Origin of the sequence: Microbacterium sp. VKM Ac-2870, assembly GCF_015350795.1 — a bacterium.
Classification (GTDB): domain Bacteria; phylum Actinomycetota; class Actinomycetes; order Actinomycetales; family Microbacteriaceae; genus Microbacterium.
Window position 1 is genome coordinate 538,008 of record NZ_JADKSH010000002.1, and the last position, 20,295, is coordinate 558,302.

The window sequence follows — 20,295 nt, forward strand, 5'->3', positions numbered from 1 at the left end:
CCGTACCGGGAGCCGCCTCGCGCAGTCATCGATCAGAACCGCGCGAGCAGCGCCGGACCGAACACGACGATGGCCGCGACCGGCACGACCAGCAGCCCGAGCGCGGCGATGCCGATCGCGATCATGCTCCCGAGAATCGACAGCACTGCCGCGCCGAGCGATGACACCCCCGCCACGCGCGGCGTACGCGGCGTCGGCGCGAGACCGCGGCGGGCTGCGGCGGGGAGGGTGATGCTCGAGGTGGTCATGCTTCGACGTTACGAAGCGGATGCCGCGCCCACATCGCACCGCGGATGCACCGGCATCCGTCTTCAGGATGATTCCTGAGAGGTGGCCTCTCCCCGGCGGTTCACACCCCGGGGATAGGTTCGTCCTGTCAGCATCGATCGGTGTCTGATTCGTCTCGTCCCGTGTCGCGCCGCGTGAAGATCCGGCGTCGCCGCATCGTGGTGGGGATACTCGCGGCTCTCGTCGCGGTGGTCATCGCCGTCGTGGCCGTGGTGGCCTCCGATCTGAACGGCATCCATCGCTCCGACATCGCGATGCCCTCCGCCAGCCCCGGCGTTCCGCAGAACACCGGGGAGGTCAACATCCTCGTGATGGGCCTCGACAGCCGTGTCGATCAGGATGGCAAGCCCTACCCGCAGGAGATCTACGACGCGATCCACGCGGAGGACGAGAGCGTCGGCGGCTACAACACCAACGTGCTCATCTACATCCACATCCCCGCCGGCGGAGGCCAGGCCGTGGGCGTGTCGATTCCGCGAGACGACTACGTCGACTATTCGAACTCTCCCGATGGGGTCTCGAAGGGCAAGATCAAGGAAGACTACGGCCGCACCTTCTCGGCGACGTACGACGAGTTGACGGCGAAGGGCACCGACGACGCGACGGCCTATCAGCAGGCCCGCGACGCGGCACGTCAGGCGCAGATCCAGACGGTGTCGTCGTTTCTGGGCGGCGTTCCCATCGACCACTTCGTCGAGGTGACGATGGCGGCTTTCTACCGGGTGGCGCAGGCGGTGCAGCCGATCACGGTGTGCCTCAACCACGCGACCGCTGACACGTATTCGGGGGCGAACTTCGCTGCCGGTGTGCAGCAGATCGACGCCGCGCAGGCGATGGCCTTTGTCCGCCAGCGCCGCGACACCCAGTACGACGACTTCGACCTGACCGACCTCGACCGCACGCGTCGCCAGCAGGCGTTCATGGTGTCGCTGGCCGTCAAGCTCAAGGATGCGCAGACGTTCACCAACTTCGGCACGATGCGTTCGCTGATCGACACCGCGAAGCAGTACGTCGCGATCGATCAGGGCTTCGACCTGCTGAGCCTGGCCAGCACCGCGCAGCGCCTCGCCGGTGGTGCCATCACCTTCCAGACGCTTCCGGTCGAGCGGTTCGGTATGAAGGACGGCGAGAGTGTCAACATCGTCGATCAGGACAAGGTCGCGCAGATCATGCGCGACCTGATGAACCCTCCGACGCCGACGGCCGCGCCTAGCGATGCCCCCACGGATGCCGCGACCGACGCGCCCGTCTCCCCCTCCGACGGGTCGTCGCCCGCACCGTCCGGCTCGCCGACACCGCAGACCTATACCGACTCGCAGCAGCCGATGATCTCGGGCGCGATACCCTGCGTGAACTGACTCGCGCCATCGCCCCCTGGAGAAATCGTGACCGATCCCAATCCCGCCGTCCTCTTCGTCTGTGTGCACAACGCGGGTCGCTCGCAGATGGCTGCGGGCTACCTGCGAGAGCTCGCCGGCGACCGCATCGACGTGTTCTCCGCCGGCAGTGAGCCGGGCAACGCGGTCAACCCCGCAGCTGTGGCGGTGATGGCCGAGGAAGGCATCGACCTGTCGGCCGCGACGCCCCAGATTCTGACGACGGATGCCGTACGTCAGGCCGACGTCGTCATCACGATGGGCTGCGGCGATGCGTGCCCGATCTTCCCCGGAAAGCGGTACGAGGACTGGCAGCTCGACGACCCGGCGGGCCAACCGATCGGGGTGGTCCGCGGCATCCGCGACGACATCAAGCGGCGGGTGCAGGAGCTGATTTCGAGCCTGGCGTGACGCTCGACTGATCCATAGGTATGCATGCTTCCGGTCGTGCGGTGATCGGCGTAGCGTCGGAACGACAGCGACGATCCGGCCGCTGCCGTTGCGTGCGAAGGAGCAGCCATGGAACAGGCGTCGGGATTCGCAGGACAGACGATCATCGTCACCGGGGCGGGATCGGGGATCGGTAGGGCGACCGCGCTGCGGCTGCATCGGGAGGGCGCCCGCGTCGTCGGCGCCGATGTCTCGGTCGAGCGGCTCGAAGCGTTGCACGCCGAAACGCCGGACGATCAGTTGGTGACGGTGGCGGGCGACATCGCCGACGCCGCGACGATCGAGCAGATCATGGATGCCGCGGGTGCGAGCATCGACGGGCTGGCGAACGTGGCCGGCATCATGGACGCCTTTCTCCCGCCGGCCGAGGTCGACGACGAGACGTGGGACCGGGTCTTCCGGGTGAACCTGACGGCGCCGATGCGTCTCACTCGGGCGGTGCTTCCCGGCATGATCGCGCGCGGCAAAGGCGCAATCGTCAACGTCGCGTCGGAGGCGTCGCTGCGAGCGTCGGCGTCGGGCGTCGCGTACACATCGTCGAAGCATGCGCTCGTCGGATTCACGAAGAGCGTGGCGTTCTTCTACGGCCCGCAGGGCATCCGCGCGAATGCGGTGGCTCCGGGGGCCGTCGCGACCAACATCGAGGCGCCGATGAAGAGCGAGTACGCCGCAGGGCGGATCGGACCGATCATGCAGGCGCTGATGACGCCCGTCGCGACCGCCGAGCAGTTGGCGTCGGCGATCGTCTGGCTGCTGAGCGACCAATCCGCGAACATCAACGGCGTGGTACTGCCGAGCGACGGCGGGTGGTCGACGGTCTGAGTTGGGTCGAGCGCCGGGACGGGCGGGAGCGGGCCCGTCCGGCCCGTCGTCGTTACGCGTCGCCGCCGGCGGTGATCTGGAAGACGAGAGCGGCGGTGAACGTGTCCATGCCGCTGAAACTATCGCTCGAGTGGTTGGCCGGCACTGACGCTGAGGCCTGAGAGACAGAAAAGCGGGGCCCGAAGGCCCCGCGATCCCCGTGTCTTGCACGTGCCCCCGACAGGAATCGAACCTGCGACCTTTGGTACCGGAAACCTAAACCGTCTCCGACGACCGTCTGCAATCTTCGACAAAATCCGCGTAATTACGCGGATTTTCGGGGGTCATGGCGACACGCGAATGCATACGGATTCAGCCATATTCACGTGAAATGTTGTCAGAATGTTGTCACGGACGCCCGCGGAACGAGCGGCGAGATCCCTACCGAGGACCGCGAGTGAAGACCGGGTCGAGGTAGGACGCGACGAGGGCGACCTGGTCCTCGAGATTCTCCTCGCATACACCCTGCAGACCTTCGCGACGTCGCCAGGCAGCCCACTTGGCTTGCCCCAGGTCGGCATAGCCTTCCAGGTGAGGGGAGACGGGCTCGAGTACGACACCTCGGTATGCGGCGACGGCGCGGGACGAGCGCAGAAGCTCGTCATCGTCGATGCCTCGGCGCGCGAGCTGGACGATGTCCACGTAGTCTCGCCACCTCGTGCTCGCGATGCCACGCTCGAGGATGGTCACGCCCTTCTCCGCGATTGTCGTCTCCGGGGCGTAGCCGAGCAGCTCGACCGGTTCCCCCAGCACCCGGTCGATCCGCACCAGCTGCGGCGCCGGCACGATGGGGTCGCCGGTGGTGACATCCCAGGCAAGAACTCCCCGCCATGGCCCGATGCTCGCCTTCACCCGAACTCTGAGGCCCGGGTAGTCGGCGTGCTCCCGGATGTCCTGCGCGGTGGTCGATGCGATGTCGAAGACGACCCCGTCATCGACGACAACCCGTGCGACATCGCCGATGACGTCACGGAGCTGCTCGGCAGTTACATCGACAGAGATGGCGTTGGAGTCGGCGTCCTTGGTCGGCCGGCGCACTCCGTACGCCGCGAGCAGGATGCCGCCCTTGAGGACGAAATCCGTGCCATGAACCGTGCGCGTCAGCCGCTCGAGGAAGGACTCGATCAGGTGCCGGTTCAGGTATTCCTGGGTGGGCGTGGCGACGCCCGTTTTCGCAGACACCGATCGTGCGGCCGTCTGGAGGCGTCGGAAGATCTCCTCGCCATTGCTCATGTGAGGTAGTCCAGCGCCTGCATGATCGGACGCTTTGCCCTCGGCAGACGCGTCGCCATCTCGATCAGGTCAGCGGCTTTGCCGCCACGACGGAGCCACTCCCTGAGGGCATCCCGGGCCAGCTCGTACCCGAGGTCGCCTCGCAATCGGAAGGCATCCGCGATCGACCGCTCCGCCGAGTACAGACCGATTGTGAGGTCAGTGCCGGGGATCGACACTTGGTCGCGCCCAAGTTCGAACGTGCTGCGGTCGAAAGAGTGCCAGGCGATCGCCGCCGCTGTTGCAGGGAGGCGGGATCCGCGGGGGATGGCGACATCCAGCGCCGTCGGAACCGCGTCGGTCAGATCATGGTGCGCGAGCGCCGACATGAGGCAGATCGTCGACTCAGGGCGACGGGATGCCGCCTCGATCCAATCCCAGTCGGATGCCTCCGCATCGGCGGGGAGATAGATGCCTCGACCGATGCGTTCGTAGCGACCCTCACTCGCGGCCCGATAGAACGCGCTCCGCGACAGACCGTCCTGCGTGGTCGCGCGAGGTGGTATCGCCTTCACCCTCCACCGCCGATCTCCTGGGACAAAACGTCTACAGCTGAGCATATCTGATAACGTTTCGTCCCAGCCTCTAGATGCATGCCGATTAGCTCGTTCTCTTGCTCAGGGCCTGCCGACTGAGCCCGGTGCGCGAGGACAGCGATGCCCACGATTCCCCTTCGCTGCGCAACTGCTTAATGAGCCGGTCGCGTTCACGGAGGAGGGCGTGCTCCTGTCGGTGAAGCTTCTCGAGCTCCCGCGATAGGGCCTTCAGGCGCTGAAGGCCGGCTGGCCTCGAATCGTGTTGTCTCCCCAACCGCGACGCGGGCCTAAGGGCAGGTGCGGGGGAGGGCTTCACGGGCTGACTCGGAGAGCGATCGTCGACGTCAGGATCGACTGGCGCGGGAGATAGCTCTTGGTCGACACGACCCGCCCCGGACAAGCCGAACGCGGATCCCTGCGTAGCGTCGGGTTGTCGCGTCGACACGTCGGGTCGGCTCGCGCCGGCGTTTGTGCTCAATGCGTGCGCGCCGCTATTTGCTGCAGTTTGCTTCGCCTTGCGACGCTTGGTCATGCAACAAAGTTGACGCGTGATCGCAGTATTTTCAACGCCCTCAGGACACCCACTTCAAAGTGCCTGCGTGCGTTGCTTCTCTTGTCTCTCTATCGACTCTTGGTCTTGGTCTTGGTCTTGGTCTTGGTCTTGGTCTCGTCGCGGTCGACCTCTCTTCCGGAGGCTCGATCGCGACGGTGGGGGCTTCAGTAGACGCGCGCTGATCGTTCATTCCCTCGGGCGGGCTAAACGAGCGGCGCGAAGTCAGGGCGAGCGACGTACGCGGGCGGGGTACATCGATGCACGGATGGGGACCGGCCTACGGGCACAACACGAACGACGCCTTATCGCGCCAACATGGGTTGTGGTGTCGTGGCGCCTGCGCCCCCCGAGGTGGCTAGCGTAGGCATCGGATACGGATACGGAGAATCAAGGGGACAGCGGATGTCAAAGAGCGTCAATGGCCGCGACGCTGCTCCTCCTTTGGATGTGGGCGATTTGAATGTCGGTCAGGTCGGATCAAGCCCGTACGCGACGGGCGGCGGGGGGACCTCGTTTGCGCATCGGGTCGCTGCCGCGTATCTCGCAAGTTTGCTCACGCGCAGTCGACGGGCTGAACTGGAACAGCAGGCGGCAGACTGCATCTCGTTTCAAACCGGGCCTACGCACCCGGTCGACGATCTGCTGGTCGCGTACTCGAGCGGAACTGTCGTCAGCACGTTGGCCATTGCCTGCAGGGCGACGCCGAACTGGGTTCGAAGCCACCAAGCCACTGTTGACCTCGTAAGATCCTTGCTGTCCGAGCTCGCAACTCATGATCGTGAGACTCATCGGGTCGCCGTCGCGATGTCCGGACGTTCGAGCCAGAGCGATCAACTCGCGAGGGTGTGCGAAATTGCTCGCGCGCACGCCGACGCGGATGCGTTCCATGCGTCTTTCGACGTCGACGGACGCTGGTCCGCGCCAGTCAGACGTCGCTACTCGCAGTTCTTGGACATGGTCGAGCTGGCTGTGGGAGCCCCACCGTCCGACCCTTCGATCGCGCAACGTGCGTGGCACTTGCTTTCGCGGTTGCGGGTTCTCCCATTTAGGGTTCAGGGTCACGACGACGCAGATCGGGCGTCTCTCGCGACATCTCTGGACGCTGTGGCATCGCAACAGAGCGACGGCGTTACTGTCAGGGACCGGCTCGAAGTTGAGGCCACTCGGTACGACGCGACCGGCGCGACCGTAGACCGGAACCTTCTCCGACGCGACCTTCATTCTGTCTTGGCCTCGCCGCTCACCCGAAGCACCGTCGCATGGGGTGTACTGGCCGAGCATCGAAGAGTAGCTACCGCCAGCGTGCGAAGCACCATTGGAGACGACACTTCTCCGAATGAGCCGTTGACGTTGGGCTTCTCCGATCGTCGCTCCCAGCTGGCCGCGCGGCTGGAGGCGAGCGCCGCGTCTGGCGGTGCCCTGCTGGTCGTCGGAGACTCAGGTGCAGGCAAGAGCGCGTTGGTGTTAACAACGGTCGCCAACCTCGAGGAGGCGAACGCCGACGAGTTCGAGGCGCTCGTCATCAACTTTCGCAGCTTGCCCGATACCGGGATGGAACTTCGCGCCGCGCTCGGCATGTCCGTGCAGGACCTACTCGGCGAGCTGTCCGCACCCCGCCGACTTCTCGTCATCGACGCTGCAGACGCCGCGCTGGAGAGATCTTCGGGGCTTCTGAACGAGCTTGTCCACGCCGCCCGATCCGCAGGTGTCGGGGCTGTTGCGGTTACCGCTGCACCCGCCGCCGATTACGTGCAGGAACAGCTCGCCACCGCTTACTCATCCGACGTTGACACCTTCGAGGTGGCGCCGCTCAGCGACGAGGACATGCGAGAGGTGTCTGAGCACTTTCCGCTGCTACGGAATGTCCTGCGCGACCTGCCGGCGTCCTCATTGCTGCGACGGCCGGTGGTCCTCGATCTCCTCGCGCGAACCGAACTGCAGGTTGAACGCTCGCTGGGGGAATGGGAATGCCTTGAACTTGTGTGGCGCAAGATCGTGCGCGGAGAGGGGCGCATCGGGGCCGGCTCTTCAGAAGCGCGCGAACAGACCCTACTCGCGACCGCTGCTGCCGCACTGAACCTGCCCGCCCAGTCGCGCCCGGAGCTCGCCTTCGATTCAGCCGCTGTGGACCAGCTTCGCCGAGACCACCTCCTTGCCCCAGCCAGCCCGTATCGTCATCGACCCGAGTTTGCACACGACGAGATACGCCGCTACGCCACCGCGATCCTCCTCGTCCGTGCCGACACGCTCACCGACACCCTTGAATCGGCAAACGCGCCGAGATGGGCGCTGTCCGCGGCCACGCTGGCTCTCAAGGGGCAGCTCGTGGCGCCCGGCGCACAGCCAGCCCAAGTCTTCAACGAGGCGGTGTGCCGCTTCCAAGGATTCGCCGACCGCCACGGTGCACGATGGGCGGACGTGCCCATCGAAGCTGTCACCCAGACTCCACGGGCCTACGACTGTCTCAAGGCCGCCCTCACGGCCGACGCCCCTCTCTTATCGCTCACGGACGTCGTGCGAGTCATTCAACAACGCCATCAAGTCGCGGGACGGCTCGACGCCGTAGCAGCGACGCCTGTGGTGCGGGTTCTTCTGGACGAGGAACAACCCTGGGATGTCTCGAAGGACTCGTTCCAGCTTCTCGTCAGCTGGCTGCAAGCACTGGTTCTCGCACAACTCCCGTCCGGGAATCTTCTCCGCGCGACACTCCGCGACCGGCTGCTCGCCTTCTGGGAACTTTATCCATCCCGTCAGGTGCCCGCACCCGATCCCAGCACCTACCTCGGTGCGCATCATCGTCGTCGGCGGCGAGCACTCGATTACCACGTCACCTCCGAGCAGTTTGTCGAGTCGCTGGCTCTCCTCGGCCCGGACGTGGACGAACGCGTCGAGGCGTGCCTAGTGGCCATCGCCGCCGACGCCCCCGCATTCCTTGCTCCAGCGGTGGACGAACCATTGAGCGCGAGGGCTCTTGCTCTTCACGACCCGGGGCTGCTCGCCGACCTGATCGAGGCGTACTACATCGACGACGACACGGAGGACTGGCACCTCGACCACGGCGTACGACGCCACCACGGCCGCTGGACGGGCTTCGGGGGTCCGATGTTCGCCTACTACCTCGGGGGATTCTGGCCGCTGTTTCAGACGGCTCCATTCACGACCTCGATCCGGGTGCTCAACAGAATCCTGAACCACGGCGCTGCGACGCGCGTCCAGACCCTCGCACGTCACCGCACGCACGGCGAGACTGACGAGGACGACCGAGGCGTAATCATGAACCTGGACGGCGTCCAACGAACCTACGTCGGAGATAGCCACGTTTGGAGTTGGTATCGCGGCACTTCGGTCGGCCCGTATCCGGGGATGAGCGCCCTTCTGGCAATGGAGCGGGTCGCCGAAGGGTGGCTCGATCAGGGGATACCACCAGGCCGAGTAGTCGATGTGTTGCTCGTGGGGTGTGACAACCTTGCCGTCCCTGGAATGCTCTATGGGCTCCTCGTGCGGCACATCGACAAGGTCGGTTCCGAACTCGACGCCTTCTTGGCCGAACCTGCGGTATGGCAACTCGAGTTCGGACGAGTAACCAACGAGTATTCGGGACTGCGGGCGAAGACAGATGACCTCGCGAACAATGACCGCCGCCAATGGTCGCCCCGAGACGTCAGCGCTTGGCTGATCACCCACGGTGGGGAAGAGCGCGTAGCTGCCCTTAAGGCGCTCGGAGAGACGCTGATCCGAACCGGCGAGCGGCTCGGTCTCGCGGACGAGCGAACAAAAGGCTGGGCTGCCAGTCTCGACGCATCCCGCTACCAGATCACCCAGCAGGGGGATCAGTACTTTCTGCAGGTTGTACCACCTCCGGAAGTCATCGCGGCACAGCGGGAGATGGCTGCCTACCAAGAAGAAGTGCAGACGACGCTCCGACTCCAAAATCGCTACTGGGGTTCCGCGAAACACGACCCTCACTTTCAGCCCCCGACCGTCGCCGAGATCGCCGATGACCTGAAGACAGCCAGAGAGCTACTGAAGGCCGACGGCCAACAACTGCCCAGCGACCGAATCGATGTCGTCGCCCAGGTTGTGAAGACCGCCGTCGCTCGCGCCGCAGAAGGTGAGGCAGCGGCGTTCGGGGATGAGTCGAAGTTCGCCACTCAAGTCGTGCTCGATGTGGCGCTTTCGTTTCGCACGTCGCGCAGCCAGCGTCACGAAGGGCAGTACTTCGACTTGGGCGCAGACCGCGCTGTCGCACTATCTCTTCCCGCATATCTGACCACCCCGCTCAGACCTCTTCTTCGCGAGGTTGGCGCAACCGATAGCGACGTCGCCGCAGCGGGACTGGCGATGGCGTCACGTGCAGCATCGGAGACCAGACTCTATCTCGCCAGAGGTTGCGACTCCGTCTGGAAGGCGCCGTGCGCGGGTAACCCGTGCGCACACGTGACAGCGGTGGGCTGGCTTCTAGAGAGCGCCCGCGATGCTGAGATCGGACCATGGAGCCAAAAGAAGCAACGCCCAACTCACAAGCGCATCAAGGGTGACGTGATCGCCCGCCTGCAGCGCATACCCGGCGATTCCGTACGCATCGAAGCACTCGACCCGGCAATCCGGGGTTTCGGCGCCGCCGCTCGATGGCAGCACTGCCGATCCGATGAGGCCGCAGCGGCACTGAGCGCTCTTCTTCACATTCAGCGGCACGCGATGATCGTTCATGAAGAAAAGGGTTGGACCGCCGACGATCGGGGTAGCCACACCCTCATCGCCGCGCGCGCTCTCCTCGACGCCACTTCCGCAGCAACCGATGCAACGGCTGTTCTCGAATACCTCGACACGATTCGAGTCGACGCGGGCCTGATGACCAACTTCCTACACGGTCTCGCCGCGGCTGGCGCCGAAACCCAAGCCCGCGCCGACACCGTTGGCGAACTGTGGCCGCCGCTGTTCGCTCACGCGTCGGGCTATACCAACGACGACAAGCGGACATTCCAAGACAGACATTGGGGCGACTGGGCGGCCGCCGCGTTACTACCGGACCCACTGACGTGGACGCAGGGCCTGTACAACGAGGTATCTGGGGCGGCGATCGATTGGGTTCGGGCTGACGACCTCACAGGCCTGATCGACGGGTGGCTTCCAGCCGCCCGCGGGAGCATCAAGTGCGTTGACGCCCTGATCCGCATCCTTCGTCGGATGCCCGAACGCGATCAGGTGATCCGCGGCCTTCCGTGGGTGAGCGAACTCTGCGTTCAAGACAACCGCGCAAGCGTGAAGCAGACGTGGACATCGGACGAATGGCTGAAAGACGTACGAAGCGCCGCCGAAAAGCACGGGCTACTCGACCAGTGGCAAATGCTGGTCGACGCGATGGTCGTCGCCGGCAACGAAGGCCTCGCCCCCTACAGCCGGTAGCTTCCACTTCACCTATTCCGGCGCCGCCTCCGGCCGAGCTCATGGCGCCTGAAGACGTTGCGCGAGTGAGGATCGAGTGATTCGGCGGGCTGGCTAGTCGGCCGATACATTGAGGCACGGAGTTAGGAGAGGCATGAACCAAGCCGAGGTCGAGGCGCTGCTCACCCAGCGTGGCATTGAGTACGACATCAAGGAGCAGGAACACTGCACGCAGATTCGCGCCAAGTCCGGAGAGGTCGTCAACTTCTTCCACACGGGGACAGTTCAAACGCAGGGGAAGAGGACGCCGCTTCTCGATGAGCTGCAGGCATGGAAAGACGGCGCACAGCCGGAACTCGGCGTCGGCGAACAGGTCGGTATTCAACCGACGCCTGGTCCCAACAAGAATGTCTTTGTCGTGTACGGCCACGACGCTGCGGCTACGGACGCGTTGGAACTGCTCCTCCGCAAGATGGGGTTGAAGCCGATTATCCTGGCGAACCTGCCGGCGGCAGGCGACACAGTCATCGAGAAGCTTGAGCGGTACCTTCGGCAGTCCGGCGACGTCGGGTACGCCTGCGTCCTCTTGACCCCCGACGACATCGGGCATGTGAAGTCTGATGCGTCAAGGGCGCAGGCCCGCGCACGACAAAATGTCATCCTGGAACTGGGGATGGTCCTCGCGAACCTTGGACGGAAGCGTGTCGCGATTCTCTATCAAGAGTCGGTTGAGAAGCCCAGCGATATCCACGGTCTGCTTTACCTTCCTTTCAAGGATAAAATCGACGAAGTGAAGGCGAAGCTGTTCAAAGAACTTCAAGCCGCGGGATATACGCCGGACCCTGAAGCGCTCTAGCTAGATGCTCGACGACTCTCCACACGCCGCTTTACATGAGCGATGCTGGCATCCGCGCCGTCATTGCTGCTGATTCCACCTAGACCGAGCGACTCCAAGCCCGGGTCGCAGGGACAGGTGGGCCGTTCGCGTAGCGGTCTCGTGATGTATCCCTGACGCACGAAATGGACCCTTGTGCGGGCAGTGCCCGTATAGGGATCCCTATCCCGACAGTTCGCGGTGCTTTCCGGGGGCCCGGCGGTGATGTCGATTACTTACGGTCGTGGGGAGCGTTCCCGCTATCAGGGCGGCGTACGGTCAGTTTCATGCGCGGTTCCGGGCACCGATTGCTCCGCTTCTTGCTGAATGTCTCGGCGTGGTTCAACCTCCTCTCGGCGATGGTCGGGGCGGTGGGTCTGGTCGTCTTTGAGGGGATGGGGATCCCAGCACGGTGGCTGAACGGTACTCCGTTCGACAGTTTCCTTTGGCCGGGCTTACTCCTGGGGGTTGTCGTCGGGGGGCCCCAGGCGCTGGCGCTTTTCGCGCTGTGCGGGCACTTTCGACTTGCCCCTGGGATGAGCGTTGCTGCCGGGCTGGTCATGATGACGTGGATTTTTGCAGAGATCGCGATGATGCTCGTCTGGTCCCCTTTACACGGGGTGTTCTTTGCTTCGGGGCTGGCGCAGGTTGTTGTGGGGGTGCTCGCGCTCGACGCGTGGCCCTCGCCTCTCCTCGCTCGAGATCGGCTATGACACACAGTGGACGCCGACGCGTGGTCCGTGGGGTTCGAGAGCCTGGGTGAGAGAGATTGGGTTCCCTAATCGGTGGCCTCACCGCCCGGACAGCAACCGGCCCGCGTTCGTGCGGGGACCGAACAGTGTGTGTTGAGGGCGGGCTTCGCGCCGTCGGGTAATCTTCGAAAGTGGCCTCGCGCGTGGTTGACAAGGTCGTCTGCTACGTCGTCGACGGGCAGCGCCTTCTCGTGTTTACTCACCTTTCACATGCCCTGACGGTGACGGGGGTGCAGGTACCGGCAGGCACCATCGAGGTGGGCGAGGCCCCCGCTGCCGCTGCGATACGGGAGACTCTCGAGGAGACCGGCCACTTAGCCCGTGTGATCCGTGAGCTCGGCTCCGCCACCTACGATCTCTCGCCGATGAGGGACGAGATAGCGCGGCGCACGTTCTTCCAGCTTGAGCTGGTTGAGAAGGCCCCCGAGCGATGGACCTCCGGAGAGATGAACCCTTCGACGGCTGGGCCTGTAGAGGAATGGGAGTGCTGGTGGATGCCCGTGACGCAAGCTCATGTCTTGGCCGCCGGGCTCGGCGCTCTCAGCGGGCGAATCGTCCCTCCGCCCGCATAGAGACCGCTCGACGGATTCCGAGCGTGTCGCGCCCGAGGGTGGCCGTGGAATCATGAGCGCATGAGCTTCGTGATCCGGAATCCATCGGCGGCTGACGCCTCGGCACTCGCGGATCTCCACGTCGCTACGTGGAGAGAGGCATACTCTCACTTGCTCCCTGATGACTACTTTTCGGAGGAGTACGTGTCGCGTCGCCACCGAATGTGGGACCAAGTGCTGACCGAAACACGCCCGGACATGCGGGTGCGGGTGGCGGTCAACGAAGGATCGATCATCGGCTTCGCCTGGGCAGGTCCGGGGATCGGCGTCGATGCTGACGAGCCACCCAGAGACCGTCAGCTTTACGCGATCTACGTGTTGTCAGCTCACTACGGAAGCGGCGTCGGCCAGGCCCTCCTCGACGCGGCACTCGAAGACGGGCCCGCGATGTTGTGGGTGGCGAAAGAGAACCCCAGGGCGACCGCGTTCTATCGGCGCAACGGCTTCATCTTCGACGGCGCCGAACAGACCGACCCACATGCGCCGCTCATCACCGACGCACGCATGATCCGCTAAGGAGGTAGCGCCCCCCGCCCGGAAGGCGGTGAGTCGACCGACCGGGGGTCAACGACCGTCAGCGCCGCGCGCCCATCTACTCCTGCAAGCCAGTACGCATCACCACCGACACCGCCCTCCGGCTTTCCCGCGCCTTCGGTCTCTCGGAGCGCTTCTGGCTCAACGTTCAGAACGACTACGACATCGAGCTCGAGCACGACAAACGCGACCCTGACCTCGCACGAGTCGAGCGCCTCATTCCCGCCTGACTTTCACAGTGGATGGTGCGCCACGGCCCCTCAACGCGCGGCGCTAGATTCCGGCAGACGCTCGTCGAAGATCAGCGCGCGATCGAACTGCATGCACCGCTGAAGCGCGCCCGCAGGCGGACCCCGTTAAGAGTCGCATCTCGCACCTGCGAGCGAACCGGCTAGGCACGCGCGTCTCACCGGCAACTCCTGGCGCGTAGAACACCGACAACTACAATCGAGTAGGTGAGCACGAGGGGCAACACGAGCGCGGCAGGTGCGGTAGTTGCCGTCGCGGTCTTGCAGCTGGTGGTGCTCGGCATCAGCACCGCGGTGTGGATTACGAGCACCATGTTCGCGGGGAACGCGTGCGATCCGAACTGCGATTGGAGCGGCGCGGATCGCGCGGGCATTCTGTACTTCGTCGTATGCGTGGCCATGTCCCTGTGCACGGCGGCCGCCGTGATGCACGCCTTGCGGACCGGTAGGGATGCCGGATGGGTCCCGCTAGCGGGGAGCGCTGGCATCGTTGTCGGATTGCTGGTTTCTCTGGCTTTTTTCCACGAGGCGATGAGCTGACAGCGGACCTACTGTCGATCGGTTGAGCGCCCCGCGAGTCGTCGACGGTGTCGCCGGTCTTGAATCTCCGACCACCGCGTCATCAGGGTAGCCGCGCGCACGGTGCGGTCCCTTCACCGTCGACTGCGCGCGAGGGGGTCACGACGGCGCGAAAGTTGGCACCGTTAGGGGTCGATGCGCGACTCGTAAATGCGGGCGGCGCGTCGCCGCGATCACACCCGATCGCCGAAAAGCGGGAGCTCGAGGGCGGCTCGACTCCAGGGGTATGCAACTGCAATCAGCACAGTGGCGACGATGATCCCCAGGAGGGGGACCCACATGGCCCACCGCCCACGCCGCCTTAGCGCGTATATGCCGACGGCAGACGCTACAAGCGTCGCCGCCAGGCCGAAGTTGAAGACCTGCATGATGCTGGCGAATAGCGAGTAGTCGCACGACGTCGCCGTGCAACTTGCAATGCTGAACTGCGAGAGAAACATATGGGCGAAGTAGAAAGCACTGAGCCCTAGCTGAGCAAGCCACACCACGCTTGCCTCACCAACGCGGCTTTGAGTGTCCATAGACGGCACATTACAGCTGGTCTTTGATCATTCTGGCGGCGCCCGCTCTCGCGCGCGCCGGGATCGTGCTGGGTAACGATCCGTGCGCGTAGCGTCTGGCCGGCAACCGCTATCTGCGGGAAAGTAGCAAAGTGAATTCCTATACGCGGCCGTCTGTCGATTCACCGGTGTTTCGAGACACTGATGGTCAGGTCATTGACTACGGCAACCGTTGGGATGGGTCGCCGCCGGACGATACCTACTCTGTGGATACTCACCTGGAGCGTTTCGCGCCGGTCCACGTCATCGCTGAGGCTCTTATCGCGTACCTTCGTGAGAACTACGACGTTGCTGTCGAGGAAGGGGAGGCTGTAGCGGGTGATCTTCTACATCCCGCGTACCACGACGTGGTGCGCGCGGTTCGGGTGAGACCGAATGATCCCGCGTGCGCGTCCCTGACGATGGTTTTCACGGCGTACCCGGGGATCTACCTGCACGCTGGACTCCTCAACGACTTCCACTATCCGGTCTGTGGTTGCGACGCTTGCGACTCGAACTGGCAAGCGGAAGCGGATGACCTGGAGCGGCAAGTGCTCGCCGTCGCGGCGGGGAATTATCGCGAGACGCTCGAGCGGCGAGAGGGAGACCCGTGGGTGGGATACGCGTTCACGCACACCGACGGTGCGAGCTCGGGAGGAGCCCGCGAGCCCGGCATATCGAGCGAGCGTTTCGACGCCGCGGAGTCGATCCTGAAGGCGTCGCCAGGATGGTCGAGGTGGCCCTCACCTGCGTCGACATCGTGATCAACGCAGCGCGGACCACACGCTGATCAGGTTGAGACGCGTGCGCCTCGGTCCGTTCAGCATGAATCCGCGCGCAATGCTCCTGAGATCCCGTAGAAAGGGCAGGGGTTCCGGCGTACCGTCTGCGTTATGGCTGAACGTTCCGCAGACCGCGTCACGGTGCCCGACGTGGTCGGACTGCCCTTCCACGTCGGTCGCGATGTCGCCTCCGACGCGGGCGTCGTGCTCGCAAACCCTGACCCGGACGGTCCGCCCATTGCGGCACTCACGTGGCCGGGACTGTTCTACATCACGTCCCAGAGCCCCGCGGCCGGCTCCTCCGTCTACCGCTGGGAATCCGTCGGCGTGGAGACCGTGCCCTACGGCGAGGCCGCGTCCAATGCCGAGCGCGCCGCGCCGAAGTCGCCCCTCACGGACACCGGACATGCGGCGCCTCACCGCGAGTCGTTTCTCGACGTCGCCGACGAGGGCACACAGAGCATCTCGTGACCATGATTCGCAACGGTCGCGGGGAGCAGTGCTGATGGGCAGCGTCTACCCCTACACGACGGCCGGCGGCGCGAAGCGGTACCGGATCAGCTATCGGCGGCCCGACAGGGGGCAAACCACCGAGCGTGGGTTCACGACGAAGCGCGATGCGGAAGCACGTCTCGCGGAAGTCGAAGTATCGAAGAACCGCGGCGAGTACGTCGACCCGGCCAGCGCGGAAGTCACGATCGCGACGCTCGGCAAAGAGTGGTTGCGGCAGCGCGAGGGTGTCTTGAAGCCGTCGTCGATACGGCCGCTGCAGTCGGCGTGGTCGAAGCACGTGGAGCCGAGGTGGGGTGCCCGGAAGATCGGCGGCATCCGTCACTCGGAGGTCCAGACGTGGGTGTCGACGATCACCGGCGGGTCCACGACCATCCGGCGTGCCCACGGAGTCCTCGCCGGCATCCTCGACACTGCCGTCCAGGACCGCCGCTTGGTACGCAACGTCGCCCGCGACATCTCTTTCCCGCCGAAAGTCCGCACCGCGCGCAGGCACTACCTCGATCACGCGCAGGTGCAAGCGCTCGCCGACCACGCCCGGCACTCCACCCTCGTTCTCTTCCTCGCCTACACGGGTCTCCGGTGGGGCGAGGCGACCGCGCTCCGCGTCCGCCACGTCGACACGCTCAGGCGGCGCGTGAAGGTGGAAGAGAACGCCGTCCTCGTCTCGGCGGAAGTCCACGTCGGGTCGCCGAAGACCCACCGATCGAGGTCTGTCCCGTACCCGGAGTTCCTCGCCCTCCCACTCGCGCAACTCGCCGAAGGAAAGACGCGTGACGAGCTGCTGTTCGGCGACGGCACCAGCCACGTCAAGATCCCCGCGTCACGCAACGGATGGTTCACCGCGGCGGTCCTCGCCGCGCAGACCGCCGACCCCGACTTTCCGAGGATCACCCCGCACGACCTCCGCCACACGGCCGCGTCGCTCGCGGTGCAGGCCGGCGCGCATGTGAAATCGGTGCAGCGAATGCTCGGTCACGCGTCCGCCGCGATGACTCTCGACGTCTACGCGGACCTCTTCGAGGACGATCTCGACGCCGTCGCTGCCGCCCTCGATCAGGCGAAGCGCTCCGCAAATGTTGTCAATATGTTGTCACGGGACTAAAGAGGCGGGGCCCGAAGGCCCCGCCATCCCAGTGTTTTCTAGGTGCCCCCGACTGGAATCGAACCAGCGACCTTTGGTACCGGAAACCAACGCTCTATCCCCTGAGCTACGGAGGCGTACCGATCGAGAGTATCACCGACGGAGAGTCGCGACCGCCGCGCACGGCTGCCAGAGTGGCCCCGAAGAACACGCCCAAGGGGGCGGCCGCGCCATCCGTCTGGAGGGCGGAAACAGGCGTGCACGCAGCGGACTTCTGGGCATGCGAGGATACTCCGGTGCAACGCCTCGTGACCGCCGAACTGGACCTCGATCTCGGGGCCTCCGTCGACCTCATCTTCCAGATCGCCGCGGCCCAACCGGCACCCGTTCTGCGCGAGGAGCTGACGTTCACCCAGGGTGATCGCGTGTACACGCCGACCGAGATCATCGACCAGTCCGGAAGCCGTCTGCACCGCCTGCACGGCGAGGCCGGACGCCTCGAAGTCCGCTACGAAGCGCTCATCGACGCAAACGTCGCCCAGCGCGCCACGAGCGACCTCGAAGCCATCACCTACCTGCGTCCGAGCCGCTACTGCCAGTCCGACGAGGTGTTCTCTCAGGCGCGTCGCCAGTTCCGCGGATTGCAGGGCCTCGAGCTCATCACTGCGGTCAGCGAGTTCGTCGCCTCCAGCACGACCTACACACCCGGGCTGAGCCAGGGCACCGACTCGGCCGTCACCACGCTCATGACCGGTCAGGGTGTCTGCCGCGACTACGCCCACGTCGTCATCGCCCTGCTGCGCGCCATGGACATGCCGGCCCGCTACGCCGCCTGCTTCGCCCCGGGCCTTCGCCCCATGGACTTCCACGCCGTGGCCGAGGCCTACCTCGACGGCAGCTGGTACGTCATCGACGCGACCCGCCTCGCCAACCGCCGCTCGCTCGTGCGCATCGCCACCGGCCGCGACGCCGCAGACTGCGCCTTCCTCAGCTACCACGGCGGCTATGTCGGCCTTCAGCGCATGCGCGTCGACGCGTGCGTCCTCCCCGACGACACCTCCGACGTCGACGCCCAGGATGCCGCCGCCGCGGCATCCGACCCCGCCCTCGACGACTTCGCCGAACTCATCCAGCTCGCCTGAGTCGCCGCCGCGGCGTGCTCTGCGGCAGACCTCGGCCGAGAACCGTGTGCCGTATTCAGTCTGTCGCGCTGCGCCCCGGGACGATACGGGCGTGATTGCGGGGATACCGTGTCGCGCGCGGACCGCAGAGACTGAATTCGAAACAGGAGGAGGCGTGCGCCGTCGAGCTCGACCGCGCACGGCACCCCACGGCGGATGGTGAGCCGGGCGCGCAGGTGGGGGACAGCACCCGCCCGTAGACTTGACGCGCTATGAATCCCGATGCCCTCTCCGCCGCCCTCCTCGCCGTCATCGCCCCGCTCGCCGAGGCGCGACGCCCCGGTTCGAGCGACGGTCTGACCGCAGCCGACCTCCCCCTGGAGCGCCCGCGCAACCGCGACCACGGCGACTGGGCATCGAACGCCGCCCTCAAGCTCGGCAAGGCCGTCGGGGTCAACCCGCGCGAGTTCGCCCAGGACATCGCCGATGCGCTCGCCGCGACAGACGGTGTCGCCAGCGTCGACGTCGCCGGTCCCGGGTTCATCAACATCCGCCTCGAAGCCGGCGCCGCCGGCGCCCTCGCGAAGACGATCGTCGAGACCGGCGCCGCCTACGGCACCAACGACACCCAGCGCGGGCAGAGCATCAACCTCGAGTTCGTCAGTGCCAACCCCACCGGCCCCATGCACATCGGGCACACCCGGTGGGCGGCCCTCGGTGACGCGATCGCCCGCGTGCTGCTGGCCAGCGGCGCGACGCTCGTGCGCGAGTTCTACATCAACGACGCGGGTGCGCAGATGGACCGTTTCGGACGGTCGGTGCTCGCCGCCATCAAGGGCGAGCCCACGCCGGAGGACGGCTACCCCGGTTCGTACATCGGTGACCTCGCGAGCCGTGTGCTCGCGGAGCTGCCCGGAATCCTCCAGCTCTCCGACGACGAGCAGCTGCTGCAGGCGCGCGACCGCGCCTACGCGCTGCAGCTCGCCGACCTGCAGGCATCGCTGGAGAAGTTCAACGTGCACTTCGATGTCTTCTTCAGCGAGCGCACGCTCCACGCCCACGGTCCCAACGGCGAGCCCAGCCTCGTCGACGAGGCCGTCGACCGCCTGCGCGCGCAGGGGCACGTCTTCGAGCAGGACGACGCCATCTGGGTGCGCACGACCGACTTCGGCGACGACAAAGACCGAGTCATCCGCCGCTCGAACGGCGAGTACACCTACTTCGCCGCAGACGCCGCGTACTACCTCAACAAGAGCGACCGCGGCTTCGCCCACAAGATCTACCTGCTCGGCGCCGACCATCACGGGTACGTACACCGCCTCAAGGCGCTCGCCGGTGCTGCCGGCGACGACCCCGACAAGGACATCGAGGTGCTCATCGGCCAGCTCGTGTCGGTGAACGGCGCGCGCCTGTCGAAGCGCGCCGGCAACATCATCGAGCTCGATGACCTGCGCGACTGGCTCGGTACCGACGCGCTGCGCTACTCGCTGGCCCGCTACCCGGCCGACTCGCCGTTGACGCTCGACCCCGAGATCCTCACCAAGCGCACGAACGACAACCCCGTCTTCTATGTGCAGTACGCGCACGCGCGCACCCACAACGTCGCCCGCAACGCGGCCGACTCCGGTGTGGACCGCAGCGCCTTCGCGCCCGAACTGCTCGAGCACGACACCGAATCGGCCCTGCTCGGCGCCCTGCAGGAGTTCCCGCGTATCGTCGCGTACGCCGCCGAGGTGCGCGAGCCCCACCGCGTCGCGCGCTACCTCGAAGAGCTCGCCAGCCTCTACCACCGCTGGTACGACAACTGCCGCGTCACCCCGCTGGGCGACGAACCGGTCACCGATCTGCACCGCACCCGCCTGTGGCTCAACGACGCCACCGGTCAGGTGCTGCGCAACGGACTCGATCTTCTCGGAGTGAGCGCCCCGGAGCGGATGTGA

General features: G+C 65.5%; 17 protein-coding genes and 1 tRNA gene. 14 read left to right on the plus strand and 4 right to left on the minus strand.

The window, feature by feature from the left end; translation table 11 throughout:
• Positions 1–32: 32 nt before the first annotated feature.
• Positions 33–248, minus strand: a complete 216-nt coding sequence (locus ITJ43_RS06405; protein WP_194583215.1) for a hypothetical protein — start codon at positions 246–248, stop codon at positions 33–35.
• A 141-nt stretch (positions 249–389) separates the two neighbouring features.
• On the opposite strand from ITJ43_RS06405, the gene ITJ43_RS06410 reads away from it, so the two are divergent.
• From ITJ43_RS06410 to ITJ43_RS06420, 3 genes are all read left to right on the plus strand, one after another.
• On the plus strand, positions 390–1,646 hold the full coding sequence (locus ITJ43_RS06410) for an LCP family protein (protein ID WP_323741144.1): 1,257 nt from the start codon (positions 390–392) through the stop codon (positions 1,644–1,646).
• Positions 1,647–1,673: 27 nt separating this feature from the next.
• A complete protein-coding gene (locus ITJ43_RS06415; RefSeq protein WP_194582984.1) occupies positions 1,674–2,075 on the plus strand; it encodes an arsenate reductase ArsC in 402 nt (133 codons plus the stop codon).
• Between the two features lie 108 nt (positions 2,076–2,183).
• Positions 2,184–2,936 (plus strand): SDR family NAD(P)-dependent oxidoreductase, encoded by a 753-nt coding sequence (locus tag ITJ43_RS06420; protein ID WP_194582985.1) that lies wholly within the window; start codon positions 2,184–2,186, stop codon positions 2,934–2,936.
• A 420-nt stretch (positions 2,937–3,356) separates the two neighbouring features.
• Here ITJ43_RS06420 and ITJ43_RS06425 read toward each other — a convergent pair whose 3' ends face one another.
• Together ITJ43_RS06425 and ITJ43_RS06430 are read right to left on the minus strand one after the other, a co-directional pair.
• On the minus strand, positions 3,357–4,208 hold the full coding sequence (locus ITJ43_RS06425; RefSeq protein ID WP_194582986.1) for a nucleotidyl transferase AbiEii/AbiGii toxin family protein: 852 nt from the start codon (positions 4,206–4,208) through the stop codon (positions 3,357–3,359).
• Positions 4,205–4,762, minus strand: coding sequence for a type IV toxin-antitoxin system AbiEi family antitoxin domain-containing protein (locus ITJ43_RS06430; RefSeq protein ID WP_194582987.1), 558 nt, complete (start codon positions 4,760–4,762; stop codon positions 4,205–4,207). Before ITJ43_RS06430 ends, ITJ43_RS06425 begins: the two co-directional genes overlap by 4 nt.
• A gap of 1,918 nt (positions 4,763–6,680) precedes the next feature.
• Between ITJ43_RS06430 and ITJ43_RS06435 the strand changes: the two genes are divergently transcribed.
• The 9 genes from ITJ43_RS06435 (at position 6,681) to ITJ43_RS06475 (ending at position 17,255) form a co-directional block, all read left to right on the plus strand.
• Positions 6,681–10,742 (plus strand): ATP-binding protein, encoded by a 4,062-nt coding sequence (locus ITJ43_RS06435; RefSeq protein ID WP_228495487.1) that lies wholly within the window; start codon positions 6,681–6,683, stop codon positions 10,740–10,742.
• Between the two features lie 133 nt (positions 10,743–10,875).
• Positions 10,876–11,577: a TIR domain-containing protein gene (locus ITJ43_RS06440; protein WP_194582988.1), complete on the plus strand. Its 702-nt coding sequence runs from the start codon at positions 10,876–10,878 to the stop codon at positions 11,575–11,577.
• A gap of 305 nt (positions 11,578–11,882) precedes the next feature.
• A complete protein-coding gene (locus ITJ43_RS06445) occupies positions 11,883–12,308 on the plus strand; it encodes a hypothetical protein (protein ID WP_228495488.1) in 426 nt (141 codons plus the stop codon).
• Between the two features lie 182 nt (positions 12,309–12,490).
• Positions 12,491–12,919 carry an NUDIX hydrolase gene (locus ITJ43_RS06450; protein ID WP_323741145.1) on the plus strand — a complete coding sequence of 143 codons (429 nt, stop codon included), beginning with the start codon at positions 12,491–12,493 and terminating at the stop codon, positions 12,917–12,919.
• Between the two features lie 60 nt (positions 12,920–12,979).
• Positions 12,980–13,474: a GNAT family N-acetyltransferase gene (locus tag ITJ43_RS06455; RefSeq protein WP_194582990.1), complete on the plus strand. Its 495-nt coding sequence runs from the start codon at positions 12,980–12,982 to the stop codon at positions 13,472–13,474.
• A gap of 473 nt (positions 13,475–13,947) precedes the next feature.
• Positions 13,948–14,280: a hypothetical protein gene (locus ITJ43_RS06460; protein ID WP_194582991.1), complete on the plus strand. Its 333-nt coding sequence runs from the start codon at positions 13,948–13,950 to the stop codon at positions 14,278–14,280.
• Between the two features lie 727 nt (positions 14,281–15,007).
• The gene (locus ITJ43_RS06465; RefSeq protein WP_323741155.1) at positions 15,008–15,622 is read left to right on the plus strand and encodes a DUF6226 family protein; all 615 of its coding nucleotides are present in this window, start codon (positions 15,008–15,010) and stop codon (positions 15,620–15,622) included.
• 129 nt (positions 15,623–15,751) lie between these two features.
• Positions 15,752–16,111 carry a PASTA domain-containing protein gene (locus ITJ43_RS06470; RefSeq protein WP_194582993.1) on the plus strand — a complete coding sequence of 120 codons (360 nt, stop codon included), beginning with the start codon at positions 15,752–15,754 and terminating at the stop codon, positions 16,109–16,111.
• Positions 16,112–16,145: 34 nt separating this feature from the next.
• Complete coding sequence (locus ITJ43_RS06475; RefSeq protein ID WP_194582994.1) at positions 16,146–17,255, plus strand: tyrosine-type recombinase/integrase; 1,110 nt, start codon at positions 16,146–16,148, stop codon at positions 17,253–17,255.
• Positions 17,256–17,298: 43 nt separating this feature from the next.
• Here the strand turns inward: ITJ43_RS06475 and ITJ43_RS06480 are convergent.
• Positions 17,299–17,371, minus strand: a tRNA-Arg gene (locus tag ITJ43_RS06480).
• 159 nt (positions 17,372–17,530) lie between these two features.
• On the opposite strand from ITJ43_RS06480, the gene ITJ43_RS15305 reads away from it, so the two are divergent.
• The gene (locus tag ITJ43_RS15305) at positions 17,531–18,376 is read left to right on the plus strand and encodes a transglutaminase-like domain-containing protein (RefSeq protein WP_194582995.1); all 846 of its coding nucleotides are present in this window, start codon (positions 17,531–17,533) and stop codon (positions 18,374–18,376) included.
• Positions 18,377–18,627: 251 nt separating this feature from the next.
• Positions 18,628–20,295, plus strand: coding sequence for an arginine--tRNA ligase (gene argS, locus ITJ43_RS06490; protein WP_194582996.1), 1,668 nt, complete (start codon positions 18,628–18,630; stop codon positions 20,293–20,295).

What these genes read in the sequence shown, in the direction of transcription:
- ITJ43_RS06405 (WP_194583215.1), bottom strand. Translation starts at nt 248, where the DNA reads ATGACCACCTCGAGCATCACCCTCCCCGCCGCAGCCCGCCGCGGTCTC.
- ITJ43_RS06420 (WP_194582985.1), top strand. Translation starts at nt 2,184, where the DNA reads ATGGAACAGGCGTCGGGATTCGCAGGACAGACGATCATCGTCACCGGG.
- ITJ43_RS06425 (WP_194582986.1), bottom strand. Translation starts at nt 4,208, where the DNA reads ATGAGCAATGGCGAGGAGATCTTCCGACGCCTCCAGACGGCCGCACGA.
- ITJ43_RS06440 (WP_194582988.1), top strand. Translation starts at nt 10,876, where the DNA reads ATGAACCAAGCCGAGGTCGAGGCGCTGCTCACCCAGCGTGGCATTGAG.
- ITJ43_RS06445 (WP_228495488.1), top strand. Translation starts at nt 11,883, where the DNA reads ATGCGCGGTTCCGGGCACCGATTGCTCCGCTTCTTGCTGAATGTCTCG.
- ITJ43_RS06455 (WP_194582990.1), top strand. Translation starts at nt 12,980, where the DNA reads ATGAGCTTCGTGATCCGGAATCCATCGGCGGCTGACGCCTCGGCACTC.
- ITJ43_RS06470 (WP_194582993.1), top strand. Translation starts at nt 15,752, where the DNA reads ATGGCTGAACGTTCCGCAGACCGCGTCACGGTGCCCGACGTGGTCGGA.
- ITJ43_RS06475 (WP_194582994.1), top strand. Translation starts at nt 16,146, where the DNA reads ATGGGCAGCGTCTACCCCTACACGACGGCCGGCGGCGCGAAGCGGTAC.
- argS (WP_194582996.1), top strand. Translation starts at nt 18,628, where the DNA reads ATGAATCCCGATGCCCTCTCCGCCGCCCTCCTCGCCGTCATCGCCCCG.